Annotated in this window: 16 protein-coding genes, 1 tRNA gene, 1 other RNA gene and 4 pseudogenes; 16 read left to right on the forward strand and 6 right to left on the reverse strand. The window is 57.1% G+C overall.

Translation table 11 applies throughout. The features are described from left to right. Positions 1 to 516 precede the first annotated feature (516 nt). From NDY25_RS18280 to NDY25_RS18290, 3 genes and pseudogenes are all read right to left on the reverse strand, one after another. Positions 517 to 1,393: pseudogene (locus NDY25_RS18280) on the reverse strand (IS3 family transposase). A 422-nt stretch (positions 1,394 to 1,815) separates the two neighbouring features. Continuing rightward, positions 1,816 to 2,094, reverse strand: a complete 279-nt coding sequence (locus NDY25_RS18285; RefSeq protein ID WP_081390785.1) for a hypothetical protein — start codon at positions 2,092 to 2,094, stop codon at positions 1,816 to 1,818. 796 nt (positions 2,095 to 2,890) lie between these two features. After that, complete coding sequence (locus tag NDY25_RS18290; protein ID WP_256627618.1) at positions 2,891 to 3,871, reverse strand: IS5 family transposase; 981 nt, start codon at positions 3,869 to 3,871, stop codon at positions 2,891 to 2,893. A gap of 184 nt (positions 3,872 to 4,055) precedes the next feature. Here NDY25_RS18290 and NDY25_RS18295 point away from each other — a divergent pair. Then, a protein-coding gene (locus NDY25_RS18295; RefSeq protein ID WP_256627619.1) for an IS3 family transposase occupies positions 4,056 to 5,163 on the forward strand; the annotation gives its coding sequence in 2 pieces (ribosomal slippage) (positions 4,056 to 4,312 and positions 4,311 to 5,163; 1,110 coding nt in all). 136 nt (positions 5,164 to 5,299) lie between these two features. On the opposite strand, the pseudogene NDY25_RS18300 reads toward NDY25_RS18295, so the two are convergent. Together NDY25_RS18300 and NDY25_RS18305 are read right to left on the reverse strand one after the other, a co-directional pair. Beyond that, a pseudogene (locus NDY25_RS18300) lies at positions 5,300 to 8,855 on the reverse strand (hypothetical protein). Positions 8,856 to 9,369: 514 nt separating this feature from the next. Continuing rightward, positions 9,370 to 10,010 (reverse strand): annotated as a pseudogene (locus NDY25_RS18305) (imm11 family protein). A gap of 774 nt (positions 10,011 to 10,784) precedes the next feature. On the opposite strand from NDY25_RS18305, the gene NDY25_RS18310 reads away from it, so the two are divergent. Then, positions 10,785 to 10,955 (forward strand): hypothetical protein, encoded by a 171-nt coding sequence (locus tag NDY25_RS18310; RefSeq protein ID WP_168958458.1) that lies wholly within the window; start codon positions 10,785 to 10,787, stop codon positions 10,953 to 10,955. A 551-nt stretch (positions 10,956 to 11,506) separates the two neighbouring features. On the opposite strand, the gene NDY25_RS18315 is transcribed toward NDY25_RS18310, so the two are convergent. Beyond that, positions 11,507 to 12,049, reverse strand: coding sequence for a GspH/FimT family pseudopilin (locus NDY25_RS18315; protein WP_168958457.1), 543 nt, complete (start codon positions 12,047 to 12,049; stop codon positions 11,507 to 11,509). A 140-nt stretch (positions 12,050 to 12,189) separates the two neighbouring features. On the opposite strand from NDY25_RS18315, the gene uvrB reads away from it, so the two are divergent. The 14 genes and pseudogenes from uvrB (at position 12,190) to NDY25_RS18385 (ending at position 25,844) form a co-directional block, all read left to right on the forward strand. Next, on the forward strand, positions 12,190 to 14,211 hold the full coding sequence (gene uvrB, locus NDY25_RS18320) for an excinuclease ABC subunit UvrB (RefSeq protein ID WP_168958456.1): 2,022 nt from the start codon (positions 12,190 to 12,192) through the stop codon (positions 14,209 to 14,211). Positions 14,212 to 14,308: 97 nt separating this feature from the next. Next, positions 14,309 to 14,383: transfer RNA gene (locus NDY25_RS18325), tRNA-Val, on the forward strand. A 190-nt stretch (positions 14,384 to 14,573) separates the two neighbouring features. Continuing rightward, positions 14,574 to 14,815 (forward strand): annotated as a pseudogene (locus tag NDY25_RS18330) (hypothetical protein). A gap of 37 nt (positions 14,816 to 14,852) precedes the next feature. Beyond that, positions 14,853 to 16,526 carry a type IV secretory system conjugative DNA transfer family protein gene (locus NDY25_RS18335; protein ID WP_168958454.1) on the forward strand — a complete coding sequence of 558 codons (1,674 nt, stop codon included), beginning with the start codon at positions 14,853 to 14,855 and terminating at the stop codon, positions 16,524 to 16,526. Positions 16,527 to 16,876: 350 nt separating this feature from the next. After that, positions 16,877 to 17,287, forward strand: coding sequence for a TcpQ domain-containing protein (locus NDY25_RS18340; RefSeq protein WP_055827836.1), 411 nt, complete (start codon positions 16,877 to 16,879; stop codon positions 17,285 to 17,287). Positions 17,288 to 17,412: 125 nt separating this feature from the next. Continuing rightward, the gene (locus tag NDY25_RS18345; protein ID WP_168958453.1) at positions 17,413 to 18,399 is read left to right on the forward strand and encodes a VirB8 family type IV secretion system protein; all 987 of its coding nucleotides are present in this window, start codon (positions 17,413 to 17,415) and stop codon (positions 18,397 to 18,399) included. After that, a complete protein-coding gene (locus NDY25_RS18350) occupies positions 18,396 to 19,163 on the forward strand; it encodes a TrbG/VirB9 family P-type conjugative transfer protein (protein WP_168958452.1) in 768 nt (255 codons plus the stop codon). Before NDY25_RS18345 ends, NDY25_RS18350 begins: the two co-directional genes overlap by 4 nt. Next, positions 19,160 to 20,332, forward strand: coding sequence for a TraB/TrbI/VirB10 family type IV secretion system protein (locus tag NDY25_RS18355; protein ID WP_168958451.1), 1,173 nt, complete (start codon positions 19,160 to 19,162; stop codon positions 20,330 to 20,332). The genes NDY25_RS18350 and NDY25_RS18355 overlap by 4 nt, the downstream gene beginning before the upstream one ends. After that, positions 20,329 to 21,387, forward strand: coding sequence for a P-type DNA transfer ATPase VirB11 (gene virB11 / locus NDY25_RS18360; RefSeq protein ID WP_168958450.1), 1,059 nt, complete (start codon positions 20,329 to 20,331; stop codon positions 21,385 to 21,387). Before NDY25_RS18355 ends, virB11 begins: the two co-directional genes overlap by 4 nt. A 56-nt stretch (positions 21,388 to 21,443) precedes the next feature. Continuing rightward, positions 21,444 to 22,265 carry a lytic transglycosylase domain-containing protein gene (locus NDY25_RS18365; protein ID WP_168958465.1) on the forward strand — a complete coding sequence of 274 codons (822 nt, stop codon included), beginning with the start codon at positions 21,444 to 21,446 and terminating at the stop codon, positions 22,263 to 22,265. A 58-nt stretch (positions 22,266 to 22,323) separates the two neighbouring features. After that, on the forward strand, positions 22,324 to 22,728 hold the full coding sequence (locus NDY25_RS18370; RefSeq protein WP_104551018.1) for a TrbC/VirB2 family protein: 405 nt from the start codon (positions 22,324 to 22,326) through the stop codon (positions 22,726 to 22,728). After that, entirely contained in the window at positions 22,721 to 23,032 is a 312-nt protein-coding gene (locus NDY25_RS18375; RefSeq protein ID WP_104551019.1) for a VirB3 family type IV secretion system protein, read from the forward strand. Before NDY25_RS18370 ends, NDY25_RS18375 begins: the two co-directional genes overlap by 8 nt. Positions 23,033 to 23,135: 103 nt before the next feature. Beyond that, entirely contained in the window at positions 23,136 to 25,592 is a 2,457-nt protein-coding gene (locus NDY25_RS18380) for a VirB4 family type IV secretion/conjugal transfer ATPase (protein ID WP_168958449.1), read from the forward strand. A gap of 174 nt (positions 25,593 to 25,766) precedes the next feature. After that, positions 25,767 to 25,844: non-coding RNA, sX9 sRNA (locus NDY25_RS18385), on the forward strand. Positions 25,845 to 25,905: the final 61 nt, after the last annotated feature.

Genomic DNA, 25,905 nt, shown 5'->3' on the forward strand with positions numbered 1-25,905 from the left:
TTTATATTGATTTTAATGCCGTGTCGCAACGTTCCCGATTTTGAGCGGTGCATCAGCTTGAAGTCCAATTCCTTGTCAGTTTCAACACCTGAGGCAATCTGCATCATGAGCGCAATTGGGACTTCGTCGCAACGTGTCATGTCCGTAATTTGTCGCCGACGAGACAGTACTCAAGGTTTTTTGTTAGCCGCTCTTGATCAGCCAAGCCTCGACGGCAATGCCGAGCATGATTTTTCAGTGCCTCCATCAAGCAGCTGTTGGCCTGACCGAGGGCTAGCACCTCGCCGCGTCGTTGACCAGGTGGACTGCAGCACTTGGTCAACGGCGGCCGTTGGCCCCGTGGACAAGCCGGGGCGTCGCCCCGCAACGCACGGGCATGGCGACGGGTTGAAGAGCTCTTAGAGTTGCGTATCAATCTCAATCACTTGGACGTAGCGATGTCAGCACTGCGGGTGTTGAGTCCTGAACGTCGCCATTTCTTGTGAGCGTTTGATACGCCCAGGTTTCCGTAGACACTCAGGACCCTCGTTGCGCGTAGCGCCATTCAAACTCTACAGGGGACAGGTCGCCAGTTGAACCATGGCGACGGTTGGGGTTGTAAAAACATCTCGATGTAGTCGAATACCTCGGCGCTTGCGGCGTTCTTGGTGGGATAGATCCGCCGCCTGATCCGCTCGCGTTTGAGCAGGCCGAAGAAGCTCTCCACCGGTGCGTTGTCGTGGCAGTTGCCGCGCCGACTCATGCTGCACCAAGCCATGGGACGCCAGGAAACTCTGCCAGTCATCGCTGGTATAGACCGACCCTTGGTCCGAGTGAACCAGGCAACCAGCGCTGGGTTTGCGCCGCCACACCGCAGACAACAAGGCCTGCACGACCAACTCGGTCTCGGCCCGATCGCGCATCGCCCAGCCGACACGTGCCAGGAAAACAGATCGATCACAACAGCCAGGTACATCCAGCCTTCATGCGTGCGGATGAAGGTGAAATCGCTCGCCCAGGCCGTGTCCGGCTTGGGCGAGCGTAACCAGGCGTAATAGCCCGACCGGTTGACCCGCAATACCCGGCACATCGCACACACCCTGAATTCCCCGCAGTGGGCTTGCATGAAGGCGTACTTTGCCTTTACCCCTTGGCAAAGGACGCGGCGGCCTTTTAGGATGTCGCGCTCCTCGGTCACTCGACGCAACTCTGCCTTCAGCCGCCGAACCTCGGCGCTCTGGTCCACCTCGGCGCGCCGCACCACGCCAGGCTTGCCGAACTTGCGCAGCCAGGCGTAGAGGCTGTGCGTGGTGACACCCAGTCGCTCCGCGACTTCTGCCACCTTGAAACCACGATCGGTCACTTGCCGGACCGCCTCGATCTTGAACTCATCCGTATACCGCTTGCTGCTCATAGACACCTCCGAATCGACCATTTTCCATGGCCTTGAGATGTCTAGGAAACCCTGGGCGTATCAGTAGTCATACGCAGCGCTTCGATCAGGGAAGGCGACACTGGGGACCGGATAGCGGTGAAGCGTGATGCCGCCGGGCCTGGAAATCAGGAGCTCTGGTAGGAACTTTCCGTCAGACGGGATGATATGAGCCGTGAGCAAGTAATCGCCCACGTGCCGAATAGCGGTAACGCCCAAGACTGATCCTCCTTGATGGTGCTATACGCCTCTGCTTGTCTGACACCATCGTCAGACAACCGACCGCCAGGACCCGCCCTGGCGACACGTCATCATTGCGGAAAATGGCTCAAAGCACTGTCGGCGAAAGACGGGCTGGACTGTAGGTATTTTCCTAGCCAGGTTCGAATCGACGAGGTCGCGGTCTAGCTCAGGTGTCGCATCAGCCATTCGGAACTCATCGTTGAAAAGCCGGACCACGCGGCGTCCTTCCTTGCCAGCTTGGCCACCAGAAGACGATCTTCTTTATCAAGGTGCCGCTTTAATATGTCGCGTATGGTGCTGGCGTTACCCAGATGGCCGATGAGCCAGGTCGAACCCACATCGTTAGACCAAGGGTGGCCAATTTCTTTGATCTTTGAGAAGAACCCTGTGTAGTCCTTGTCGCTACTCTTGCACTCGAAAATCACCATGTATATCGGCACGCACAACTCCTTTTGCTCAGTTTGCGCATTATGCCTGGGCAGGCTCGTTCTCAGATCGATTTCATCGTGGGTGCCTGCTTCAATGTCCTAGCAGCTACGCCGCGCGAAGCGAAATTTTGACCAATCCAAGCTCGCTGCGTCTTTGAAGTTTGAAAGTCCCCGAATGTCTTATCTCCTGATCGAGCGTGGCATCACAACCTCGGTCAAGATGAGCTTTCCAACGCCGGCACGTTGACATCGAAGACAGCCATGCATGCGTCGAAGTAGTGAGGGCGGTAGGCCCGAATCGTATCCAGGCGGACCAGTTTGCGTCAGATACGCACGCCAATGCGCAAAGGGGAAGTCCCGGTCGGGCACGATGCTTTTATCTATCAACCAAATGGCCGATAACACCTGCTGCTTCCTATCCACTCAGGTAGGCATTTGCCAGCTGGGATGGGTCTAAACGGTTTTTATCTCCACCAGTGCTGGGCCTCTGAAAGGGACCTTAGCTTCGCTGTCCCGACCGCAAGGACAGGCCTCCTTCTCGTCGCTGGCGCTTTGTTGCGGCCCTTCGCTGTGCGCCGCTTGCGCGGTGCTCGCTCTCGGGTGCGGTAGGGCCGAACGCTCCGCCTGTCGGTTCCCACGAGGCGCACAACGCGCTGGTGGAGAAGAACCGATGAAGCGCACCCAAGACCTTAAGGAAGGTCTGAATAACGAGACCTGAGAGTGCGGAATGTCGCATCGTTCCGGAGAGTCGCGTTTGGATCTTCGGATCTTTCGCCATTTCTGGCGCTTTCCTTGGGAATTCCACGGATCACAGGCGCACGCTCCCCATAGCAGGCAGTAACTGCTTTCGCTTCATCCACAGGTTTGACAGCGCAAACAAGGTCAGCACGTGTGCCGTGTTCTTGGCCAGGCCGCGATAGCGGACCTTGGTGTAGCCGAACTGGCGCTTGATCACCCGGAATGGATGCTCCACCTTCGCGCACACGCTGGCCTTGAAGTGTTCCCAACGCTCTTCCCGAGCACGCTCGCGTTTGTTGCCGATGGCTTGCAGCGTCGAACGCTTGGCGGCAATGAAAAATGCAGCCTTGCAGGTCTGCAGTTCTTCGCGTTTGTCCGCACCGGTGTAGCCGCTGTCGCCGAACACGCTGTCTTCTTTGCCATGCAGTAATGCGTGCGTCACCGTGACGTCGGCGACATTGGCGGCTGTGCAATGGACGTGGTGCACCAGCCCGGAAAATTCATCCACGCCGATGTGCGCCTTCATCCCGAAATACCACTGATTGCCCTTCCTGGTCTGATGCATTTCAGGGTCGCGCGCGTGATCGGCGTTCTTGGTCGAACTGGGCGCAGCGATCAGCGTTGCATCGACGATCGTGCCCGACCGCAGGCTCTGGCCCTTGCGCGCCAGATGCGCGTTGACCGCGTCCAGCATCCGCGCGGCAAGGCCATGGGTCTCCAGCAGGCGGCGAAAGTTGAGAATCGTGGTCTCGTCCGGAACGTTGTCCAAGCCACCGAGCTGGGCAAACCTCCGCAAGATCGGGATCTCGTGCAACGCTTCTTCCATCGCCGGATCGCTCAACGCATACCACTGCTGCAGCAGATGAATCCGCAACATCGTCGCCAGTGCGTATGGCTGCCGACCTGGGCGCCCCGACACCGGATAGTGCGGCGCGATCAGACCGAGCAAGTGTTGCCACGGAACCACCTGCTCCATCTCGGCCAGAAAGATCTCCCGGCGAGTCTGCTTGCGCTTGCCCAGGCCTTCAGCGTCACCGAACGTCAGTTGCATGGATCACTCCTCAACATGAGGCGGGTAGTGTCGCGTATCTATGGTGCGTTGTTCAGAGGTTCCTTAAGGCTCAATACCAACTCCAGATGGACGAAGAGGGCATCTTGCTCTGTCAGCCTCCCGTAAAGTTGATCCATCCATAACTAGAGGTCTCCGGGCACACTAGCCACCGAGGAGACCAACGATGCGCAAGAGCAAGTTCACCGAAAGCCAGATTGTCGCCACGCTGAAGCAGGTTGAGGGCGGCCGCCAGGTCAAGGATGTGTGCCGTGAGCTGGGCATTTCCGATGCGACGTACTACGTCTGGAAGTCCAAGTACGGTGGCATGGAGGCAGCCGATGTGCAGCGCCTTCGCGACCTGGAGACCGAGCACAGCAAGCTCAAACGCATGTACGCCGAGCTCGCCATGGAAAACCATGCATTGAAGGATGTCATCGCAAAAAGCTGTAGACCCGGCGCACAAACGCCCGCTTCTTGCCTGGCTCGTCGAGCAGCATGGCTGGAGCGAGCGCCGGGCCTGTGCGGTCGTTGGCGTGGCTCGCTCGACAGTGCGCTATCGGCGTCGTCCCGATCGCGACGAGGAGGTCATTGCGCTGTTGTCCGAATTGGCCGAGCGTTTTCCCGAGCGTGGTTTTGGAAAGCTCTTTCAGATCATCCGCCGTCGCGGACATGTGTGGAATCACAAAAGGGTGTGGCGCGTGTATTGCCTGATGAAACTCAATCAACGTCGTCGCAGCAGGCGCCGGGTCCCGACGCGTCATCCACAACCGCTGGCATGCGGAGAGCGACCCAATGCTGGATGGTCGATCGACTTCATGTCCGATGCGTTGTGGGATGGTCGACGCTTCCGCACGTTCAATGTCATCGACGATTTCAGTCGGGAAGCCTTGGCGATCGAAGTGGACTTGAATCTCCCGGCCGCCCGCGTCATCCGCACCTTGGAACGCATCGCAGCCTGGCGCGGCTACCCCGCCAAACTTCGCTTGGACAATGGCCCGGAGTTTGTCGCATTGGCCTTGGCCGAGTGGGCCGAGCGCAAAGGCATCGCCTTGGACTTCATCGAGCCGGGGCGTCCAATGCAAAACGGTTTTATCGAACGCTTCAACGGCAGCTACCGGCGCGGCGTGCTGGACATGCATCTCTTCCGCACGCTGAGCGAGGTTCGCGAACAGACCGAACACTGGCTGGCCGACTACAACCAGCAGATCCCGCACGACAGCCTGGGCGGGCTAACGCCCGCCGAGTTCCGTGATCAACATCAACCGCAGACCTCTAGTTTTGGCTGGCATTGAATTGCGGGGAGTCGACACCATGGCCTGGATCGATTCTTTCATTGCGCGTTCCGACCCGTTGGCATCGGGCAGCGCGGAGGTGTTCTGCATGTCCATAGTGTTCTCTCGATGATTCAACTCGCTACACGTGTTCCGGCTATCCACCACCTCCACCTCCACCTCCACCTCCACCTCCACCGCCACCGCCACCGCCACCGCCGTCTCCGCCACCACCACCACCACCGTCACCCTGCGGACCGCTTTGCATCGCGGGATTGTTCGCGAACTGCGGCAGCGTCATCACCATCACCGGGCCTCGGCTGGTCTGCACCTCTGTCGAGACGTCCATCCCTAGCGCCTGGCGTGTGGTCACCTGCTCCTGTGCTTCCTGCTGCGCCTTGGCTTCAAGATGTTCGTGGCCTTGCTGTGCGAGGGCATTGCTATGCGCGCTATTGGCGACCCGGCGCAATGCCTGTTCGATCGCAAGATCGTTCTTGGAATCGAGGGCGTAAAGGAGATCATCCACATCGGGATCGCCGGTGATGTTCTTGCGCGTAGGCGGTGGCCGATCGTCCTGCTCGCCAGCCGCTTGCGTAACAGCGCTATCGGCATCGCCTTGCGGCGCAGCGCGTGTCAGTGCGAGCGCCGGTTGTCTCATCGCAGAGGGGCCATCCGGATCGTACCCATCACGAAGTTCCAACTCGGTAAACGGCTGCTCACCACGGTCCACACGCGCTTGCCGTGCTTCGGCGACGCGGGTTTCTGTTTCCAAATCCTGTTCGATCTGGATGCGCAGCTCACGCATGGAGCGCGTTATTTCCTCCCAGGAGTCCGGATCTGGGGGCACAGCGGCAAGAGGATCCTGCTCATGTGCTTGGGACTCAAAAACGGCCGGCGCGCATCGGCCGCGCCCTCGGGCACATCAGTGGAGCGGCCAGCGGCCGGCATGTCCAGCGATAGCCCTGCCGCTTGCACGAGGTGGCTGGACAATGGCAATGCTGTAGGGGTATCTGGTGCTTCATGTGCTGGTGCCTGCGGCATCCGCGCCAGTTGGTCGTCGCTGCGTTCTGCGGCAACCGGTATGGCGAGCGGTGGTGCAGTAGGCGGGTTCGCTATTTGGGTCAGGTCCGCGTGCATCGCCTCCTCACGCTGTTGCGCAGACGCATCTTGGTGCGCATCCGAGGCTTGCGCTGTGGTCGGCTGCTGGCCGCTGTGCAGGTCCGCAACCTGCTGCAGATCTGACGGCGATGTGGGCGCGATCGCCGCGCTCTGCGCTGTCTGTTGCGGGGCTTCGCGCGGGCGCTCTTCCTGCGCTTGTTGGCCTTGCGTCTGCTGCTGCGCTACGTCGGATACATGTGCTTGCCCACGCTCTGCCTGCTGCTCTTGGGGCTGTTGGGCGACGTCATCCTGGGTAGACCGCTGCTCGGGTTCGCGTGGCGATGTGCCCTGAGTATGGAGCGACGGTGGCTCGCGCAAGACGCCGTCCTGCGCCGGCTCCTGCTCGCGTTGTGGAGCCGCTTGGGCGTGCAGCGGCTGCTGCTCTGGATGTTGCACATCCTGCGCCTGGAGGCGTTCTTGCTCGCTCTGCTGGGCATCCTGGGCGTGGCGTGTTTCCTGCTCGCGCTGTTGCGTCTCCTGGGCCTGCTGTTGCGACTGTTCGCGCTGTTGGGTGTCGTGTACTTGGCGCTGCGCCTGTTCGCGTTGCTGGGCATCCTGTGCCTGGAGTTCTTGCTGATCCTGCTGTTGCGACTCTTGGTGGCGAAGCTCCTCCAATGCATGCGCCTGCAGCGCTTGAGAGGACTGCGCCCGATCCTCGTGTGAGGTTTGCTCCTGCAGCGCGTGTGCGCGTGCCTGGGCCAGCTGCTGGTCTTGCGTCTGGCGTTCCTCCCGGTCGCGTTCTTGATGCGCCTGTGCGGCGCTGGGTGCTTGCATCCGCACCTGCATATCCATCACCAGTTGTGGGCTGGAGGATGCGTTGGAGCCAGACGTGTCGCTATCTGCCGATCCGTCTGATGGGCGCGGCATAGAGGCTAGCTGTTGTGTGGGGGCGCCGGGCTGCTGCCGCGCACGCACCTCCTGCAGCGCCTGGTGGATGTCCTGGGTGCTGGTGAGCGCTGCAACACGCTCTACACCATCGGGGCCGCGTTGCAGATGGGCGATCGGGCTGTCGGCACCAAACTGACCGCCTGGCCCGCGCTGCAGCTGCATTGCGCCATCGCCAGCGAGTCCCTCTGTCTCGCGGGTCCGCTGGGTCGCCAGCTCGATCGCTTCGCGCCATTGCGGCTGCAACTCCGTTCCCACGATGCGGTAGCGGTAGAGCGTTTGCTCGCGCTGCAAGTCATGCGGCGACGGCGGCGATTGCTGGATGGCGGCGATCGCCTGTGACTGCTCCGCAAGCGCTGGCTGCAGCATCGCGCGCGTGGGGTGTCCAGTTCCAGCACGCGATTGCCATCCGGCGTGTCACCGTTAGTGCTCCACCGGCCCTCGATGTCTCGGTAGTAGCGCTGGCCGTTCGAGGCGGTCAACGCATCCGGGTCGGGCAACGCCTGCAGCACTGCTGGCGACATCGGCAGCCCGTCGGCGGCCCAGCCGCTGCGGTGATGTGCCAGCTCATAGCGCGCGGCGATCGCGCCCGGACTGTTGGCGATGTTGCGCGCGATGACGTCCTGCGCCTGCGCGTCCAGTTCAGCCGCGCGGGGCGGCAAGGCTGTCTCCTGCAGGTAGTTGCCGCGATCGTTGGCGCCGGAAATCTCGGTTTTGACCTGGCGATGCCACTGGCCGTCCGATGCATCACGCCGCCAGTCGGCAGTGCTTAGGCTTGGCCGGTCTGTGGGGTTGGCAGGCTGGCGATACGGATCAGCGGGCGCGGGCGCATCCTTGAGGGCTAGCGCTGCGGCGGCGTTGGTGGCTTGGTAATTGAGTTCGCGTGCCTTCTCATAGCTGGCGACGATTGGAGTGGCGGTCGGGTTGTTCAATCCGTCGCGGGTGGTGTCGGCCATGCCCTCGCGTGCCCAGGCGCGGCCATCGAACGACCACTGCGTCCCGTCGCGATCGATCTGTTGGTAGATGGCGCGGTTGTCGAGCAACTCGGCAGCCTTCTCGCCGGCCTTGGTCATGAAGTAGGCATCGGCCGCGATCAGCACCATCGGTCCCGCGCCCGCGCTGCCCAGCGCATAGGCAGCAGCGGTACCGCCGGCCCAGCCACCGAAATTGCGGCCGGCAAAATGCGCCAGCTCCGATTGTGCGGCGAGCGGGTTGTCCTGGCCGAGGAAGCGTGTGGCGCGCTGACCGGTGACGACGGTATCGGCGGCGGTGGCGAGCAAGCCGGCGCTGCGCAGGGCTTGGCCTGCCGACAAGTCGCCTGCGAGCAGCTCTGCAGTAGCGAAGCCGCGTTGCGAAAGCGGCGTATATGGCGGCGATGCGGTGCCCGCTACTTGGCGAATGCTGCGAGCAGCACCGCTGATGGTTGTCGGCGTGTCATCCAACACCTGCTGGACCAACGCCGCATTGGACTCGGATAGCGTCACACGGCCGGCCTGTTCTGCGTGTGCGATCGCCAAGCGGAACTCCTCGCGCCCAGCGATCTCGCGCACAACCGGGTCGCCCGGGGCTGCGACCAGATTGGACGAGGTGTCCTTTGCGGCGCCGATCACCGCGCTAATCCGATGCTCCGAGTGGGTGATGGCGGCCCATTCGGATTCCACCTCACTCATCGAACGCAAGGCTTTCAACTGTTCGGCATGCTCTATACCGTAATTTTTTAGATCGGCGAAAGTTCTGTAGTTCTGCGCGTTGGCTTCAATTTTGGTAAATCGATCCGGCGTAGTCGTGAATACATCGCCGTTGATCAGGGCCACCTTTAGTGTGTCCTGTAGCTCAGATACCTGGGCCGACACTCTTTTAAGTGCAATAGGATCGCCTTCAAGCGCAGCAGTGCCCTCGCTTGTTTCAGAAAGGTTATCCAGCGTTTCGACAACCCCCTCTGTATATGAACTCCGCGTTCGCCCCCGGTGCGGCGACGTTTCAATCGCTTCAGCTAGTTTTCCATCGACAGGTAGATAGAGCCGATTTGCTGAGGCGTGTTCGTCGATTAGCCCATTTTTAACCAGCTCCACCAATAGGGGTGCCTTTGTAAAATGCTCTGCTCGATAACATGGTGGCTTTGTAAAATGACGTTATTAGCAGGCATTTTCCCGATCCTTAAGGTGCTCGCGAAAAGCTATTGACTCAATAATCAGCTGCGTCGCAGAGCCAGACGCCGCGCGACTCGCGCGCCTTTCCAAATCCGTGTTCGATTAGCGCGTCTCGAAACAAGCGGTCGCATATGACGAGAGCTCCGTTATAGGGGGTACGGAAGACATGGGCTGAGCCCAACATATCCTTTTTAAAGGCGAGGCTGGCTCCACCCACTAGGCTGTAGTGTTTCCCTTTGGATAGCCTTCGGTCAATATTTTTACTGTAGATGTTTCTTCGTCAAGCGCGTCAATTTCCCTAATAACTTCGCAGAAATAATGTGGCGCAGCCTGCGATCCGTCATATAGGGTGAGTTCGCATTTGGCAAATGAGAATGCCTTAGAATCAATTGATTCGAATACCTCCTTCAACGGCTCGGATACAAGCCAGTAACCCCGGAAGCTCGAATCTAAATCATTAACCATTTGATCGCGCTTACTCTGGCGCAGGCGAGGCGTATCTCTAAATTCTTTAATTCCGCCGCCAGATTCATCGAGACTCATATGACTAGGGAGTGGGAAATTCTTTTCGTTTTCGAACACGACGCCATGTCCTTGGCTTCCACGCATATCGGGCCTAAGCCGATAGAACTCGCCCTTGCGAGGCTTTTCCGCCACTTGTCTAACTTCGTTCATATTCATGGGTTCGATTGTCTCATCCATCTAGGGGCCACTGGCAGGCAGGCCACCGCAATCATCCTGCGACTGCACTGAGGCGCGAACGCCCGCAGTTATGGCAGGTGCCCTGGGGCCAACTCGTTAATGGTGCCTGCCTTCTGAGGTGGGCGCAGTAGGAAAACTCCGACGCCTGCGCATGCCACTGGCCCTGGCGCGCGCAATCGTCGCCCCGCCACGCCTGCGGCCTTCACGCACCTGTTTTTCTGCAGCCCTTCGGGGCTTGGCCGCGCGCGCCGCTGTTGACGCTCCGCCCGTTTTTGACAGCTCGCTAGCCCCTGCGGATCCCTGCACGGCATGCCGGCTTTTGGCGCCTTCGGAGAGGACACATCGACCGCCGCCAAATTTCCAAGATTTCGAGACGACCATCGGAAAGAGGTAACCGGGGAATTGGAAGGCCAAAAAATGATTTAAGTGTATGATTTTAAAAACAAATATGAGATTGCCACCTAGGGTAATCCGAGGTAATTCTTCAGGTCTCAAAAAGTAATGTCATTGATTCATAAGGGTTTTTTGACGGCCTGATTACCTTGCGGAAAGGTAATGCAGTTACCCAAACATTACCCTTTAATTACTTTTGAAAAATCATATTATGTCATTGAATTTATTGGTAAAATTGCACGTCTTTTGTGTAGGTTACCTAAATTACCTTTCCCCGGTGGTCATCTGAAAAATTGAGATTTGGGCGCGCTAGAGTGGGTTGCCACAGCCACTCGCTAGACCGGATCCCCCGCAATGTCGCTGCCCCGCAATGCCCTGCAGATGCACCTCGATCCCGTCGACTTGGCCGGCGGGAAGCGCTGGTGGCTGGTAGACCAGACAGTGGCCATGCTCGGGCGCGGTCGCCAGTTGGCCGACAAGCACGATGTCCAGCAACATGCGTTCTATATGCTGGCCACCGCATGAGCGCGATCGATGCCGGCGATGAGCCTCTGCTGCCGCCAGGCTTCCGCTGGGACAGGCCTTGGCAGGGCGCGATGGGGCCACCTACGGCGCTTTTCTTAGAGGGTGAGGAGGTGGCCAGGTTGGTGCAGAGACTCACAGGCGAGTGGTACGTGCTGTTGGAGCGCCAAAGGCCGGCGCCGCCTGGCAAACCGTTCGCGCCCTTTGTCCAGCGTGAGTGCAGTAGCCTCGACCAGGGGCGACGTGGCACCGTAATGTGGGCCGTGCGCCACGAGGCCAGGATCCGAGCTGAGGTGACCGCTCAAAGGGTGCGTTCCTGAGCCATCTAGGGCGAGGTCGGTGACCGCAAGGATCGGGAAAATTGGCAGGACGCCTAAGCGCGCACTAGGCCTCCGGCGTCGGCCGCCGGGAAAAATAAGTGATGCAAGGTGCTGATTTGTAAGCTCAGTAGCGCTAACTGTTAATCAGGGGGTCGTTGGTTCGAGTCCAACTTCGGGCGCCAAGATGTTGAAGAGGCCGCGACTAGTCGCGGCCTCTTCGTTTCTGGCTGAATCTCATCGTACAGGGCAGCTTATGGGCTGCGTATAGCGGACAGACCGTGTTCGCCCTGAATTGTTGACGATGACATCTGCCAGCCGTTGAGCGCGCGTGCACACGCTAATGGTGATGTTGGTACCGCTATTGCGGCCGTTCGGAAGGAAACGGACAAGCGATCTGCCGATTGTTCCAGTGATGCTGATGTTGTCGCTTTCAGCGTACTGCTCAACGTGCACGATAGAACCCGCGTCTGCGGGCTGCCCGCTACGCAGCGGATCTTTGAAAAGGATCCATCCACGGCTCCAGTCTCTGTCAGGTCGACAACTCGCCCCATCAACGGATGGGCAGATGCTGACTGGCAGACGGTGAGTGACCGCAAGACTCCTGGCCATCGCCAGATGCGCTGTGAGCAGATGAACCCTTGTCTGTGCTCTCTGCCACTCGATCAGCGTTCTGAAGCTGGGCAGGCCAACGGCGGCCACAATTCCGACAATCGCCATCACGATCAGCAGTTCGACCGCCGTGTACCCTTTTGCGCACGAATGAGTTCCTGCTTGCATCGCGCTCCTCCTTGAGCCGGAGCAAGCAGTCTCTACGGCGATCACATCTCAAGTAACGTCTTCCCCACTCAATGGGGTGTCAGACTTTTACCGGCAGTGAGCTCCGTTATTTCGTGCAGTCCTCCCCCGAGACCCGCTCCATGACCGACCGTTTCCAGCTCGTATCCCCGTACTCCCCAGCCGGCGACCAGCCCGCAGCTATCGACAAGTTGGTGGCCAATTTCGAGGCCGGTCTGGCCAAGCAGACCTTGTTGGGCGTGACCGGCTCGGGCAAGACCTACACCATCGCCAACGTGATCGAGCAGGTGCAGAAGCCGACCCTGGTAATGGCGCCGAACAAGACGTTGGCGGCGCAGTTGTACGGCGAGTTCAAGTCGTTCTTTCCGAACAACGCGGTGGAGTACTTCGTCAGCTACTACGACTACTACCAGCCCGAGGCCTATGTGCCGTCGTCGGATACCTTCATCGAGAAGGACAGTTCGATCAACGAGCACATCGAGCAGATGCGGTTGTCCGCCACCAAGACCTTGCTGTCGCGGCGCGATTCGTTGGTGGTGGCTACTGTCTCGGCGATCTACGGTCTGGGCGCGCCGGAAGACTATTTGTCGCTGCGCCTGATTCTGTCGGTCGGCGAGCACATTGATCAGCGCAAGTTGATCCGTCATCTCAGCGATCTGCAGTACACGCGCAACGAATTCGAGCTGACGCGCGGCGCGTTCCGCGTGCGTGGCGAGGTGCTAGATGTCTTCCCGGCCGAGTCGGACACCGAGGCCTTGCGCATCGAGTTGTTCGATGGCGACATCGAGCAGCTGACCTTGTTCGATCCGCTCACCGGCGAGACGCTGCGCAAGTTGCAGCGCTATACCGTGTATCCCAAGACCCACTACGCGACCACGCGCGAGCGCACGCTCAGTGCGGTGGATACGATCAAGGACGAGCTCAAGGAGCGGCTGGAGCAGTTGTATTCGCAGAACAAGCTGGTCGAGGCGCAGCGCCTGGCGCAGCGCACCCAGTTCGACCTGGAAATGATGGCCGAGGTGGGCTTCTGCAACGGCATCGAAAACTACTCGCGGCATCTCACCGGCAAGGCGCCTGGCGAACCGCCACCGACGTTGTTCGACTACTTGCCGCCGGATGCGCTGCTGGTGATCGACGAGTCGCATGTGACCATTCCGCAGATCGGCGCGATGTACAAAGGCGATCGCTCGCGCAAGGAGACGTTGGTGGAGTTCGGTTTCCGTCTGCCTTCGGCGCTGGACAACCGGCCGCTGCGTTTCGAAGAGTGGGAGGCGCGTTCGCCACGCAGCATCTATGTCTCGGCCACACCAGGTCCGTATGAGCTGCGCGAGTCTGCAGGCGAGATCACCGAGCTGGTGGTGCGCCCGACCGGACTGATCGATCCGGTGGTCGAGATCCGCCCGGTCGGCACGCAGGTCGACGATCTGATGTCCGAGATCCATGAGCGCATCAAACTCGGCGATCGCGTGTTGGTGACCACGCTGACCAAGCGCATGTCCGAGAACCTCACCGAATACCTGGGCGAGCACGGCATTCGGGTGCGCTACCTGCATTCGGACATCGATACTGTTGAGCGGGTGGAGATCATCCGCGATCTGCGCCTTGGCAAATTCGACGTGCTGGTGGGCATCAATCTGCTGCGCGAAGGTCTGGACATGCCGGAAGTATCGCTGGTGGCGATCCTGGATGCCGACAAGGAGGGCTTCCTGCGTTCGACCGGTTCGTTGATCCAGACGATCGGGCGCGCCGCGCGCAACCTGCGTGGCAAGGCCATCCTGTATGCCGACAAGATGACGCGATCGATGCAGGCGGCGATCGACGAAACCGACCGTCGTCGCGAGAAGCAGGTCGAGTACAACCTCGAACATGGCATCACGCCGAAATCCGTGCAGCGCCCGATCTCCGACATCATGGAAGGCGCGCGCGAGGATGCCGCCGAGAAGAAAGCCGGCAAGGGTCGTTCGAAGTCGCGTCAGATCGCCGAAGACACTGTCGACTACCGCGCGATGGGGCCGGCCCAGATCGCCGGCAAGCTCAAGAGCCTGGAGCAGAAGATGTACCAGCACGCCAAGGATCTAGAGTTCGAGGCCGCAGCGCAGATTCGCGACCAGATCCAGAAATTGAAGGCGGCGAGCCTGGCGTAGGGCGGGGCAGGGTGCTCACGTGCAGGGAGGGCTTGTGGCCCGCGAAACCCTGCGCTAGAATGCGCGCCCTGCACAGCGCAATGCTGACGCAGGAAACGGGCGGTTAGCTCAGCGGTAGAGCACTACCTTGACATGGTAGGGGTCACAGGTTCGAACCCTGTACCGCCCACCACTCCAAGTCCGGATGCACGGCGACTTGAGTGGTTTGAACACGATCATCTTGCTGCGATCTCAATATAGCCATCGGCACTCGTCGTGTGCATAAGGCTGGTCTGCGGATCTGTCAGCGTTGTTGAAACCGCTTTCTCCATCACACGTCTTGCTTTAGCATCGCTTCCGCGCTGACGAAAGGAAGGCTGGCAATGGACGAGTATCAGCACACCGTGCTGACCAGAGGGGATACCGTGTGGTGGCAATCACCCGGGAAGAAATGTACGCGCCTGATACGGTGGTGGCATATGCCGTTGTGACAGACGCCGGTACCCGGATAACGCCGGATCTCTCCCTGGATCAAGCCAAGGTCTGGATCGACTCGCTGGTCGAGAGCGAAAGCGGCGGGCGCAAGTCAGATCTGATCGATCACAAGCCGGTTGTCCGTCGCTAGACGGCCGTCGAGATGTAAGCCTAAGGAGTAGGGTCGCGTGTCCAAAGCTAAAATAATTGCAATCGCCACTGCGGTGACGTTGCTCGTTGGATATGCCCTGTCCGGGTATCTGACATTGCTGCTGTTGCGACTCGATACCGGGTTGTATTCCTGGGACACCTACTACCGCTACGTCAGCGCATTGGGGTTGCCGGAAGTGGCGCCTTACGCGACCAAGATCAAGATGTCGGGCGTCCTCGGTTTTGGTCTGCCGGGGATCGTCTGGGCCATTACGGTTGTGCTTGTGCTCAAGCCAAAGCCACGTGCGTTGCATGGTGACGCGCGCTTTGCCGGAGCCGCAGATCTTTCCAAGCACGGGTTGTTCAAGCCGAGCGGTAATGGAATTGTCGTCGGCAAGTTCAACGGCAAGCTGGTGCGACTAAGCGGGCAGCAATTCGTGATTCTTGCCGCGCCCACGCGCTCCGGCAAGGGCGTTGGTGTGGTCATCCCCAATCTGCTCGAATATCAGGAATCGATCGTTGTCCTGGACATCAAGCAGGAAAACTTCGATCTGACCAGTGGCTGGCGTGCCAGTCAGGGGCACGAGGTTTTCCTGTTCAACCCGTTCGCCGAAGATCGCCGAACGCATCGCTGGAACCCGCTGACCTACGTCTCCCATGATCCGGCGTTCCGGGTGTCTGATCTGATGAGCATTGCCGCGATGCTGTATCCGGATGGGTCGGACGACCAGAAATTCTGGGTCAGCCAGGCGCGCAACGCGTTCATGGCGTTCGCGCTGTACCTGTTCGAAAACCAGGATGAGGAACTGTCACTTGGCTTCCCTGGTGGCGCAGGTGCGCCCACGCTCGGCGGCATTTATCGGCTGTCGTCCGGAGATGGTACAGACCTGAAGAAATATCTGAAGTCGCTCTCCGAGCGCAGATTCCTTAGCAGCAACGCACGCTCGGCGTTTGCCAACATGCTGTCACAAGCCGATGAGACCTTTGCATCGATCATGGGCACCTTGAAAGAGCCGCTCAACGCATGGATCAACCCCGTACTGGATGCGGCAACTAGTGCTGACGACTTCATGCTGACCGATCTTCGCAAGAAGAAGATGACCATCTACATCGGCATCCAGCCCAACAAGCTGGCCGAAAGCAGGCTCATCATCAACCTGCTCTTCAGCCAGATCATCAACCTCAACACGCGGGAGCTTCCAAAGTCCAATCCGGAGCTGAAGTACCAGTGCTTGCTGCTGATGGACGAATTCACCTCAATCGGCAAAGTGGACATCATCGCCACCGCGGTCGCGTACATGGCCGGGTACAACCTCAGGCTGCTGCCGATCATCCAGAGCATGGCGCAGCTGGATGCGACATACGGCAAGGATCTATCGCGAACGATCATCACCAACCACGCATTGCAGATCTTGTACGCGCCGCGCGAGCAGCAGGATGCGAACGACTATTCGGAGATGCTGGGTTACACGACGATCAAGAAAAACAACGTCACGCGAGGCAGGGAGACCACTCGAAGCGTCTCTGAGGAGCGGCGCGCGCTGATGTTGCCTCAGGAGCTCAAAGCGATGGGCAACGAGAAAGAGGTCTTTCTGTACGAAGGCATCCCGCACCCGGTGAAGTGCGACAAGATCCGTTACTACGAAGATCGCTATTTCACGGCACGCCTCCTGCCCAAGACTGAGGTGAAGACGATTGCGATCAAGTTGTGAGCTCGATCACTCCTCTGGTTGCTAGGTGATCGCGGTAATTCTTGACTCATGTGCTTGTTAAGGGCAAAGTTATCAAGAGTCTGTGGGATGTAGAGCTTGGTTAAGGGGGGGCGGCGCCGGACGGGGTCGCACGGGAGTAAGGCTATGGATGGTTCGTCATCGTGTTCAGTTTCGCCAGTGTTGCGCATGGGTCTTGCCGATCAGCCTGTTTCCAGCGGCTCGGGCGACTGCGCTTGGTCGAGTGGCATCCGAAAAATTCTTGACCTTCGTCGCCATGTGGTGAACGAAGGCGCTGTGCTGCCTGTCTTACGCCCGAAATTTCATGAGTTGGAGATGTGCGAGTGAATCCGATGTATTTGTCCAAGTTGTCATTGGTTCTGGTGGCTTCTGTCTTGGTAGGCGCCTGCGCGACCAAGCCTGCTGCTGATTTTGGTGGGCGCTGGAAGCACGTCAATCATTTTGACGAAGCCCCAACCGAGATCCCGCTCTACACCTCCTACACCTATCAGGCGACGCCGATGGACGGCACGCTGAAAACGATGCTGGAGCGATGGGCTGCGGATTCCAATATGCAGTTGTCCTACAACCTGCCGTCGGATTACACCTTGATCGGGCCGGTTTCCACGATAAGCACGACCAGTGTCCAGCAAGCTGCCACCGAACTGAGCGCAGTGTATGCGGCGCAAGGCGTGTCGGTATCGGTGTCCGCGAACAAGTTGTTGGTGCAGCCTGTCCCCGTGTCGTCTGGAGCCAAGCTCTGAGGGCTGATTGCTGGCTCGATGCGTTCTAAGCATTCGGTCTGCGAAAGCTCTGCCTCCCAAGTGCCCGCGCTGCATGGCGGCAATAGTTTCAGGCCTGACAAGGCCCTACGGTGACGGATCTAGACATGTTGCGTAAGAAGGTCAATGAAAAGGATGGCTCCGCCCAAGTAGGTGCGGCTGTCCAGAAAGCGGTGAATTACGAGGTCAGCATCGCTGATCTCGCACGCCGTAGCGAAAAGCGTGCATGGATCGTGGCGATGCTATCGATGCTGGTCACCGTGATGACGGCGGGTGGCTACTACTACATGCTGCCTCTGAAAGAAAAAGTGCCGTATCTGGTGATGGCGGATGCGTATTCGGGCACGAGTACCATTGCCAAGCTCGAAGCTAATTATGGGGGGCGCGCGATCAGCACAAGTGAGGCGTTGGCGCGCAGCAATATTGCGCGTTTTATCATTGCCCGCGAATCCTATGACGCGTCGACGATCAGCGATCGCGACTGGAATACTGTCGGCGCAATGGCCGCTACGAGCGTACTTTCTGAGTATCGTGCGCTACATGCGGCTAATAATCAGGCTAGACCTTTCCTTGTTTATGGAAGGAATCGTGCAATCCGCATCAGTATCCTGAGTATTACTCTCATAGGTGGCAAGGGTAAGCCTTTCTCGGGTGCGACCGTGCGTTTTCAGCGGAATATCTATGATAAAAGTTCCACAGTCAGCACCTTGTTGGATAATAAGATCGCGACGATGGAGTTTGCTTACCAAGACAATCTTCAAATGAGCGATGAACTGAGGGTGGAAAATCCCTTGGGCTTCAGAGTCACTGATTACCGCGTGGATAACGATTATTCGGCTTTGCCCGCAGTTCCTGCTTCAGGCGCACAAACGCTTCCGGCGACATCTGCACCTGCGCAGTCAGTCCCGACCGCGCAGCCCGGCATGTCTGGAGCGGCAGCTCCAGTCACACCGGGTGCAATGGCGCCTGCTGTGATGCCTGCTGGTGTACCGGCTCAGCAACAGATCGCGCCCGCGGCGTATCCAAATCAGGCCCAGCCTACGATCCAATCTCAGGGGACACCGAATAATGTCAATGGAGCGAGTGGTAGATGAATCTCTTTAGCCGATACAGGATGGCGCTACTTGCGTTGCTACCGCTCGCGCTGTGTATGTCATCTGCAGCTGCGCAGGTGGTGCAGGAATACGAATACGCACCAGATCGTATCTATCAGGTGCGTACAGGGCTGGGAATCACTACCCAGGTCGAGCTTAGTCCTAACGAAAAGATTCTGGACTACAGCACTGGCTTCACGGGGGGGTGGGAACTGACTCGCCGCGAAAACGTGTTCTATCTTAAGCCCAAGAACGTCGATGTCGATACGAACATGATGATTCGTACGGCAACGCATTCTTATATTCTTGAGCTCAAAGTCGTAGCGACTGATTGGCAGCGTCTTGAGCAGGCGAAACAAGCTGGCGTGCAATATAAGGTCTTGTTTACGTATCCAAGGGATACTAGTTTTAATGGTCCTGAGGATGCTGCTGCAGTAAAGGAAGGGCCGCAGCTGAATGCCAAAATTTTGAAGGACCGCCGTTATTACTACGATTACGATTATTCTACGCGCACTAAAAAGTCTTGGCTTGTCCCAAGTCGGGTATATGATGACGGAAAGTTCACCTATATTAATATGGACCTGACCCGTTTCCCGACAGGCAATTTTCCTGCGGTCTTTGGTCGTGAAAAAGAGCATGGTGAAGACTTTCTGGTCAATACTACGGTCGAAGGGAATACATTAGTTGTGCATGGTACCTATCCGTTCCTGGTGGTTCGCCATGGCAGCAATGTCGTAGGTCTGCGAAGGAATAAGCAAAAGTGAATTCAAACACGCCAAAAAATCCTGATGAGCGCATTCCCGGACGTGATGAGCAGTCACGAGCGGAACATGACGAGCGCGACAGTAATCCGTATTTCGCGCGTCAGAGAGCAACGGAGAATCCGGATCTCGACGCCAATGAGCCTGTGCTGCATTCCAACGACATCAAGCGACTTAACCGGAAAGCCTTGATATTTTTGGCTGGTATTGCAGCATTATTGATTCTTGCCATTTTCTGGTTGGTTTCACGTAGCTCAGAAAAGCCGGAGACAGTTAAACCGCGCGCTGAGACCGTCGTCGCGCCAGCGTTGCCACAAAATCTCACTTCATCCGTCGATCCTGATCCGGTACCACTTGTACAGCAGCAAAATTCGCTGCCATTACCCGTTGCGCCACCTGAATATAGCGAAGATCGTGTCGTGGCGCCTGAGCGAGAGCGCGGTCCAAGTTTATTGGAGCGTCGTATTCTTGCTGAGCAGGCTACTGGGCAAGGTTCACAGGGTGGCGGTGGTCCACTAGGCGCGCAGATGCCAGCTGACCAAGAGGATGCTCAAGCTACCTTGGCTAAGCCAATCAGCAATCCGGACGGACTTTTGGTTCGTGGGACGTATATCCGATGCATATTGGAGACCCGAATCATCAGTGATTTTGATGGATTCACTTCCTGCATCGTGACCGAGCCAGTGTATTCGATCAATGGCCATAATCTGCTCTTGCCAAAGGGCTCAAAGATGCTTGGCCAATATGCCGCAAAGGAGCCAACCTCTCCTAGAATGCAGGTAGTTTGGGACCGCATTACGACTCCAACTGGTATTGATGTGAAGTTGGAAGGTCCTGGTATCGACAACCTCGGTAGCGCGGGTCATCCTGGTCAGTACAATGCACACTGGGGCAATAAAATTGCTTCTGCTTTATTTATTAGTATGCTTAGCGATGCTTTCAAATATGCTGCCGCAGAATACGGTCCGGAAACGACAACGGTCGGAGTAAGTAGTGGCATTATTACTCAGCAGCCATTTGAAAGTAATACTGCTCGTAGTGTTCAGGACATTGCAGAGCAGGCGGTGGCGAAATCAGGCCGCCGTCCCTCAACTGTGACGATCAATCAGGGCACAGTATTGAACGTCTATGTAGCAAAAGATGTTGATTTCACAGCGGTTCTGCCAAAGTGAACGAGCGAGTTGTCACGACGATTGAGGATTCTCCGCTTGCGCGGATTTCTAACGATTTCCTTGACTATCAGTACTCGGTGCTAGGTATTTTGGACTATCTAAATTCCCCGGAAGTTACCGAGATATGCATCAATCGTCCTGGCGAGATTTACCTTGAGACCATTAATGGTTGGCAGCGTATAGATGTTCCATCGTTAACTTTTGATCGGGCTAGGCAGTTTTGTACAGCGGTTGTTAATGAAAGCAACACCGGGCAGCGCATCACCGACGCCGATCCGGTGGTGTCGCTAACATTTCCAACTGGTCAACGTGCGCAGTTTGTTATTCCTCCAGCCTGCGATGCGGGAAAAGTCTCGATTACGATTCGTTTGCCGTCCAAGCACACCAAGACCCTCGAACAGTACACCAGCGATGGGTTTTTCGACCAAGTGCTTGAGCAGGCGGCCGACGTCAGCAACCACGACCGCGAACTACTTGAGTTGCGCCGCAATAAGGAGTACTCCGAATTCTTCAAGAAGTCGGTGCTTTATAAGAAAAATGTGGTCGTGGCTGGTGCTACCGGTAGCGGAAAGACTACCTTCATGAAGGCTTTAGTGAACCACATTCCAAACGAGGAGCGCTTGGTCACCATCGAAGATGCCCGTGAGCTATTCATCAGTCAGCCTAATTCGGTGCATCTGCTGTACTCAAAGGGTGGACAAAGTGCAAGTAATGTGACGGCCAAGAGCTGCATGGAAGCGTGCCTCCGCATGAAGCCCGATCGCATTATCCTGGCTGAGTTGCGTGGCGATGAATCGTTTTACTTCATTCGCAATTGCGCGTCTGGCCATCCTGGTTCGATCACCAGCTGCCATGCCGGCAGCGTGGAGCAGACCTGGGACCAGCTTGCGCTGATGGTGAAGGCTTCTAATGAGGGCTCCGGCCTGGAGTTCGAGGTGATCAAGAGGTTATTACGCATGACGATTGATATCGTTGTGCATATCAAAGCGCACGCCGGGCGTCGCTTTATCACCGGGATTGATTTTGATCCCGCAAGAACCCTGCGAGGCGGCTAACCGGCCGCGAGCGATTGACGTCAATCGAATTGGAGAAGACCACAATGTTGCCTGGCATGGAACTTATGGGGTGCACTGGACTAGCTGTCCCTGGTGAAGTAATGCAGCACGTTGTACGTGTTGAGTCTTCACGAAACCCCTATGCAATTGGCGTAGTCGGTGGCAGGCTAGTGCGTGAACCGCGTGGTCTTGAGGAGGCCGTGGCTACAGCCAGAATGTTGGAGCAGAAGGGCTACAATTTCTCCTTGGGCTTGGGCCAAGTCAATCGCTACAATTTAACAAAGTATGGACTGACCAGCTACGAAATGGCTTTCGCTAAGTGTCCCAACTTGATAGCTGCGTCCAAAATTCTGGCTGAGTGTCATTCTCGTTCAGGTGCGAATTGGGGAAAATCGTTCAGTTGCTACTACTCCGGTAATTTCGAAACTGGGTTCAAGCACGGTTACGTGCAAAAGATTTACGCGTCTATTCGCCAGTCTGTGGCTGCCGCAGGCGGTGCCGAGCCGATAGGAGTTATTCCTAATCGTCCGGTCAAGATACGTAGTGAGAATCCTGCTCACCAAGTTGCTGCTAGACTAGCGGATGCTATTGTCTCACGCCGGATTCAGGACATGGCGAGGCCTGCGCAAAATGAAGTGCAGCGCCAAACACAAGTTGAAAATGTTCCTTCCGCCCCTGCTACTCAACATCCAATGACATCTTTCCCGCCTTCTGCCGAAAGCGATCTTTACGTCATACGTGCAACTGGGCAGGGGCGCGGCGTTGCTGTTCCTGCTACGGGAAGACCTGCATCTGAGATTTCAGCTACTCAAGCCACCCCATCCAGGGAACCCACGCCACCGCGCCAGGTTCCGGTGGATAGTGCCTTTGTGTTTTAACAAGGATGAAAAATTGCCATCGGATGGCTGAGAGCCCCCCTGTCCAAGGAGATAGATCATGAAATCAGTAAACAAGAAGCAGTTGGTCGCCGACGCCAAGATGGTCGGTATTCAGGCCTTGAAGGCTTTGGTTTTCACTTCGGCCCTGCTGGTAGCTGGTGGTGCAGGTGCTCAAGTCGGCGATCTGGCCAAGACCGATGAAAAGGTTTGTGGTTTCCTGGATAATATCAATACGTTGCTTACCATGGGTTCCGTGGCTGTTGTAACGATTGCGGTGATCGTTGCAGGCTATCAGATTGCATTTGCTCACAAGCGCATTTCTGAGGTCTCGCCGATTCTCATCGGCGGTGTGTTGATTGGAGCTGCAGGCCAGATTGCTAACTTGGTAATTGGTAAGCGTGATAGTCAGTGCACGGGTGAATCGGCAATGGCCTTATTGCAAGCGCTTCATCACTATGCATAAAGATGTGTTATTTCGTGGGTGCACTCGCCCAGCGATGTTTTTGGGGGTTCCCTATATCCCATTCTTCATCGGTGCTGGCGGTGGCCTGATGATGGGCATGTACCTCAATTTATGGTACCTGCTGACCATCCCCGTGTTCATCTTCATCATGCAGCAGATGGCTAAACGGGACGAGATGATTTTCAGATTGCTAGGGTTGCGATGGTTGTTTCGAATGCGTGTTCGTAATTTACAGCGCTATTCTGGAATGTGGGTATTCAGTCCTAACGAATATCGCAAGGTGCCTCCTGGAAAACGTCAGTGATCACCTGAGTCCGATTGACCAGCCCCATGCGCGTAAGTTTGCATGGGGCTGGTGCTTATTCGATTGTGCGATATCACGCTTCCCTCTTTAAATTGGTAAGACCATGTTTAGTCCAGATAGTCCGATCAGCGAATTCGTCTCCATTTCGACGCACGTGGCACCGTCTGTCCTAAAGACGACGGGCGGCGACTATCTGTTGATCTGGCATCTTGCAGGTCTTCCCTTCGTAGGGCGTGACGAGTTCGAGCTGGAGCAGCGCCACAACACCTTCAATCGCCTGCTACAGACCTTGCGTGCTCCCGACTTCGCCAACGTAGCGTTCTGGGTGCACGATGTGCGTCGGCGTCGGAGAATTGGTAATGCCAGTCGCTTCGAGCAGTCCTTCAACCAAGCGCTATCGGATGAATATTATGCTGCATTGTCTTCGCAAAAGATCATGCAAAACGAGTTGTACTTCAGCATGATCTATCGGCCAGTGGTCACTGGCCGTCGCCTAGTCGAAAAGTCTAGCGATCCGGAGCGAATCCGGTTGGAGGAAGAGCAGGCCATAGCGAAGATGATCGAATTGGCCACCAATGTGGAGGCTGTGCTGAAGGACTATTCGCCTTATCGGCTAGGCATGTATGAAGCCAAGAATGGCATAGTGTTTTCCGAGACGCTGGAGTTTCTTGGCTACCTGCTTAACCGGATCGATGAGCCAGTTCCGGTTTTGCAAGCGCCAGTGCAGGCTTATCTTCCGGTCAGTAAGCACATGTTCGCTAATAAAACTGGCGACTTTGTCATCCGTACGCCCGATGGTATCAATCATTTTGGTGCAATTCTCAATGTCAAGGAATACGCTGATGGAACCTATCCAGGCATCCTCAATGGTCTGAAGTATCTGGATTTTGAGTATGTTGTGACGCACTCCTTTAGCCCAGTCGGTCGTCATGATGCGCTGAAAGTGCTTGAGCGCACAAAGGGTATGATGATTTCGTCAGGCGATAAGTCGTCCAGTCAGATCCGTGATTTGGATGTTGCGATGGACGACGTGGCCTCGGGCAATTTTGTGCTTGGCGAATACCACTTCACGATCGCGGTGTACGCGGATAGCCAGGAGAAACTGGCCCGACAGATTGCGACCACCCGCGCCGAGCTATCTAACGCTGGATTCGTTTCATCTAAAGAAGACCTGGCAGTAGCGTCGTCATTTTATGCGCAGCTACCAGGCAACTGGCGTTTCCGCACGCGGATCGCCAACCTGAGCTCGCTCAACTTTTTGGGCTTGTCGCCCCTGCACAACTTCGCCCAGGGCAAGCAGCACAACAATCCATGGGGCGATTGTGTGACTACGTTGCAAACCACCAATGGTCAGCCGTATTACTTCAATTTCCACGCCACTCACCCTGCGGAGAACTCCCTCGGTGAGAAGGCAATTGCCAACACGATGGTGATTGGTAAGTCAGGTACAGGTAAAACCGCACTGATCAATTTTCTATTGAGTCAGGTGCAGAAGTTCGACCCAATTCCGACCATCTTCTTCTTCGACAAGGATCGCGGAGCGGAGATCTTCGTGCGCGCCTGCGGCGGTAATTATCTGGCGCTGGAAAACGGCGCGCCGACAGGCTTCAATCCCTTTCAATGTGAGCGTAATGAAGCTAATACGCAATTTCTGGCTGAGTTGATCAAGGTACTTGGCGGCAAACCCGAATACAGTTCGCGCGAGGAAGAGGATATTTACCGCGCGGTAGAGGGTATGTTGGACACGCCGATGCAACTGCGCAGCATGAGCAACTTCCGCAAGAGCCTTCCCAACATGGGCGACGACGGGCTGTACGCACGTCTGCGTCGCTGGACCGCCGGTAACTCGCTGGGCTGGGTATTCGACAACCCGGTGGACACGATCGACCTGACGCGTGCCTCAATCATCGGCTTCGATTACACCGACGTGATCGACAACGCCGAAGTGCGCGTGCCGGTGATCAATTACCTATTGCATCGCCTGGAGGCACTGATCGACGGGCGTCCGCTGATTTATGTGATGGACGAGTTCTGGAAGATTCTCGACGGTAAGGGCGGTCTGAAGGAATTCGCCAAGAACAAGCAGAAGACGATCCGTAAACAGAATGGCTTGGGCATCTTCGCTACACAGAGTCCGGAAGATGCACTTGCCAGCGACATTGCCGCGGCGCTGATTGAGCAGACCGCGACTATGATCCTGCTGCCCAATCCTAGTGCCAGCCGCGACGACTATATGGAAGGGCTAAAGCTCACTGACGCCGAGTACCAGGTGGTGGTGTCGCTGGACGAGCGCTCGCGCTGCTTCCTAGTCAAGCAAGGCCATGCTTCGGCGGTGTGCCAACTCAACTTGCGCGGCCTGGACGACGCGCTGTCAGTGATTTCTTCGTCGACCGATAACATCGAAATCATGCATGAGATCCTGTCGCGTAAGGCGGGCCAGCTAGGCGTGAGCGTGGATCAGCTGACACCGGAGCAGTGGTTGGAAGACTTTTATGCCAACCGTAAGGGATCAGGCAAGCGCAAACGCGCCAAAGACACTGACCTTGAGGATCATGCATAACTTCTGTTTTTAAGTGCAATGATTGAGGGCGCATCACGGGCTGACGTTATACGTAGAGGCGTTACCCGATGACTGTTGCCACAGAGGCCGCCCTCAGTACTACGTCCTGCTAAGAGTGGCTAACAAAACTACTGCACAGCCGTCATGCGGGCGCGGTTGGTGTTTGGAATGTGCATCTACCGCTCGTACACTTCGGTTTCTGAGCGCGTCGCCCGCACCCACCTGGCGACCGCTCGCTACGTTTTGTTAGCCGATCTAACCACTATATTCAAGGTGCCGACAAATATTTGCAGGTCCTCTACTCAAAGCGCTT

Origin of the sequence: Xanthomonas hortorum pv. pelargonii (genome assembly GCF_024499015.1) — a bacterium.
Taxonomy (GTDB): Bacteria; Pseudomonadota; Gammaproteobacteria; order Xanthomonadales; family Xanthomonadaceae; genus Xanthomonas; species Xanthomonas hortorum_B.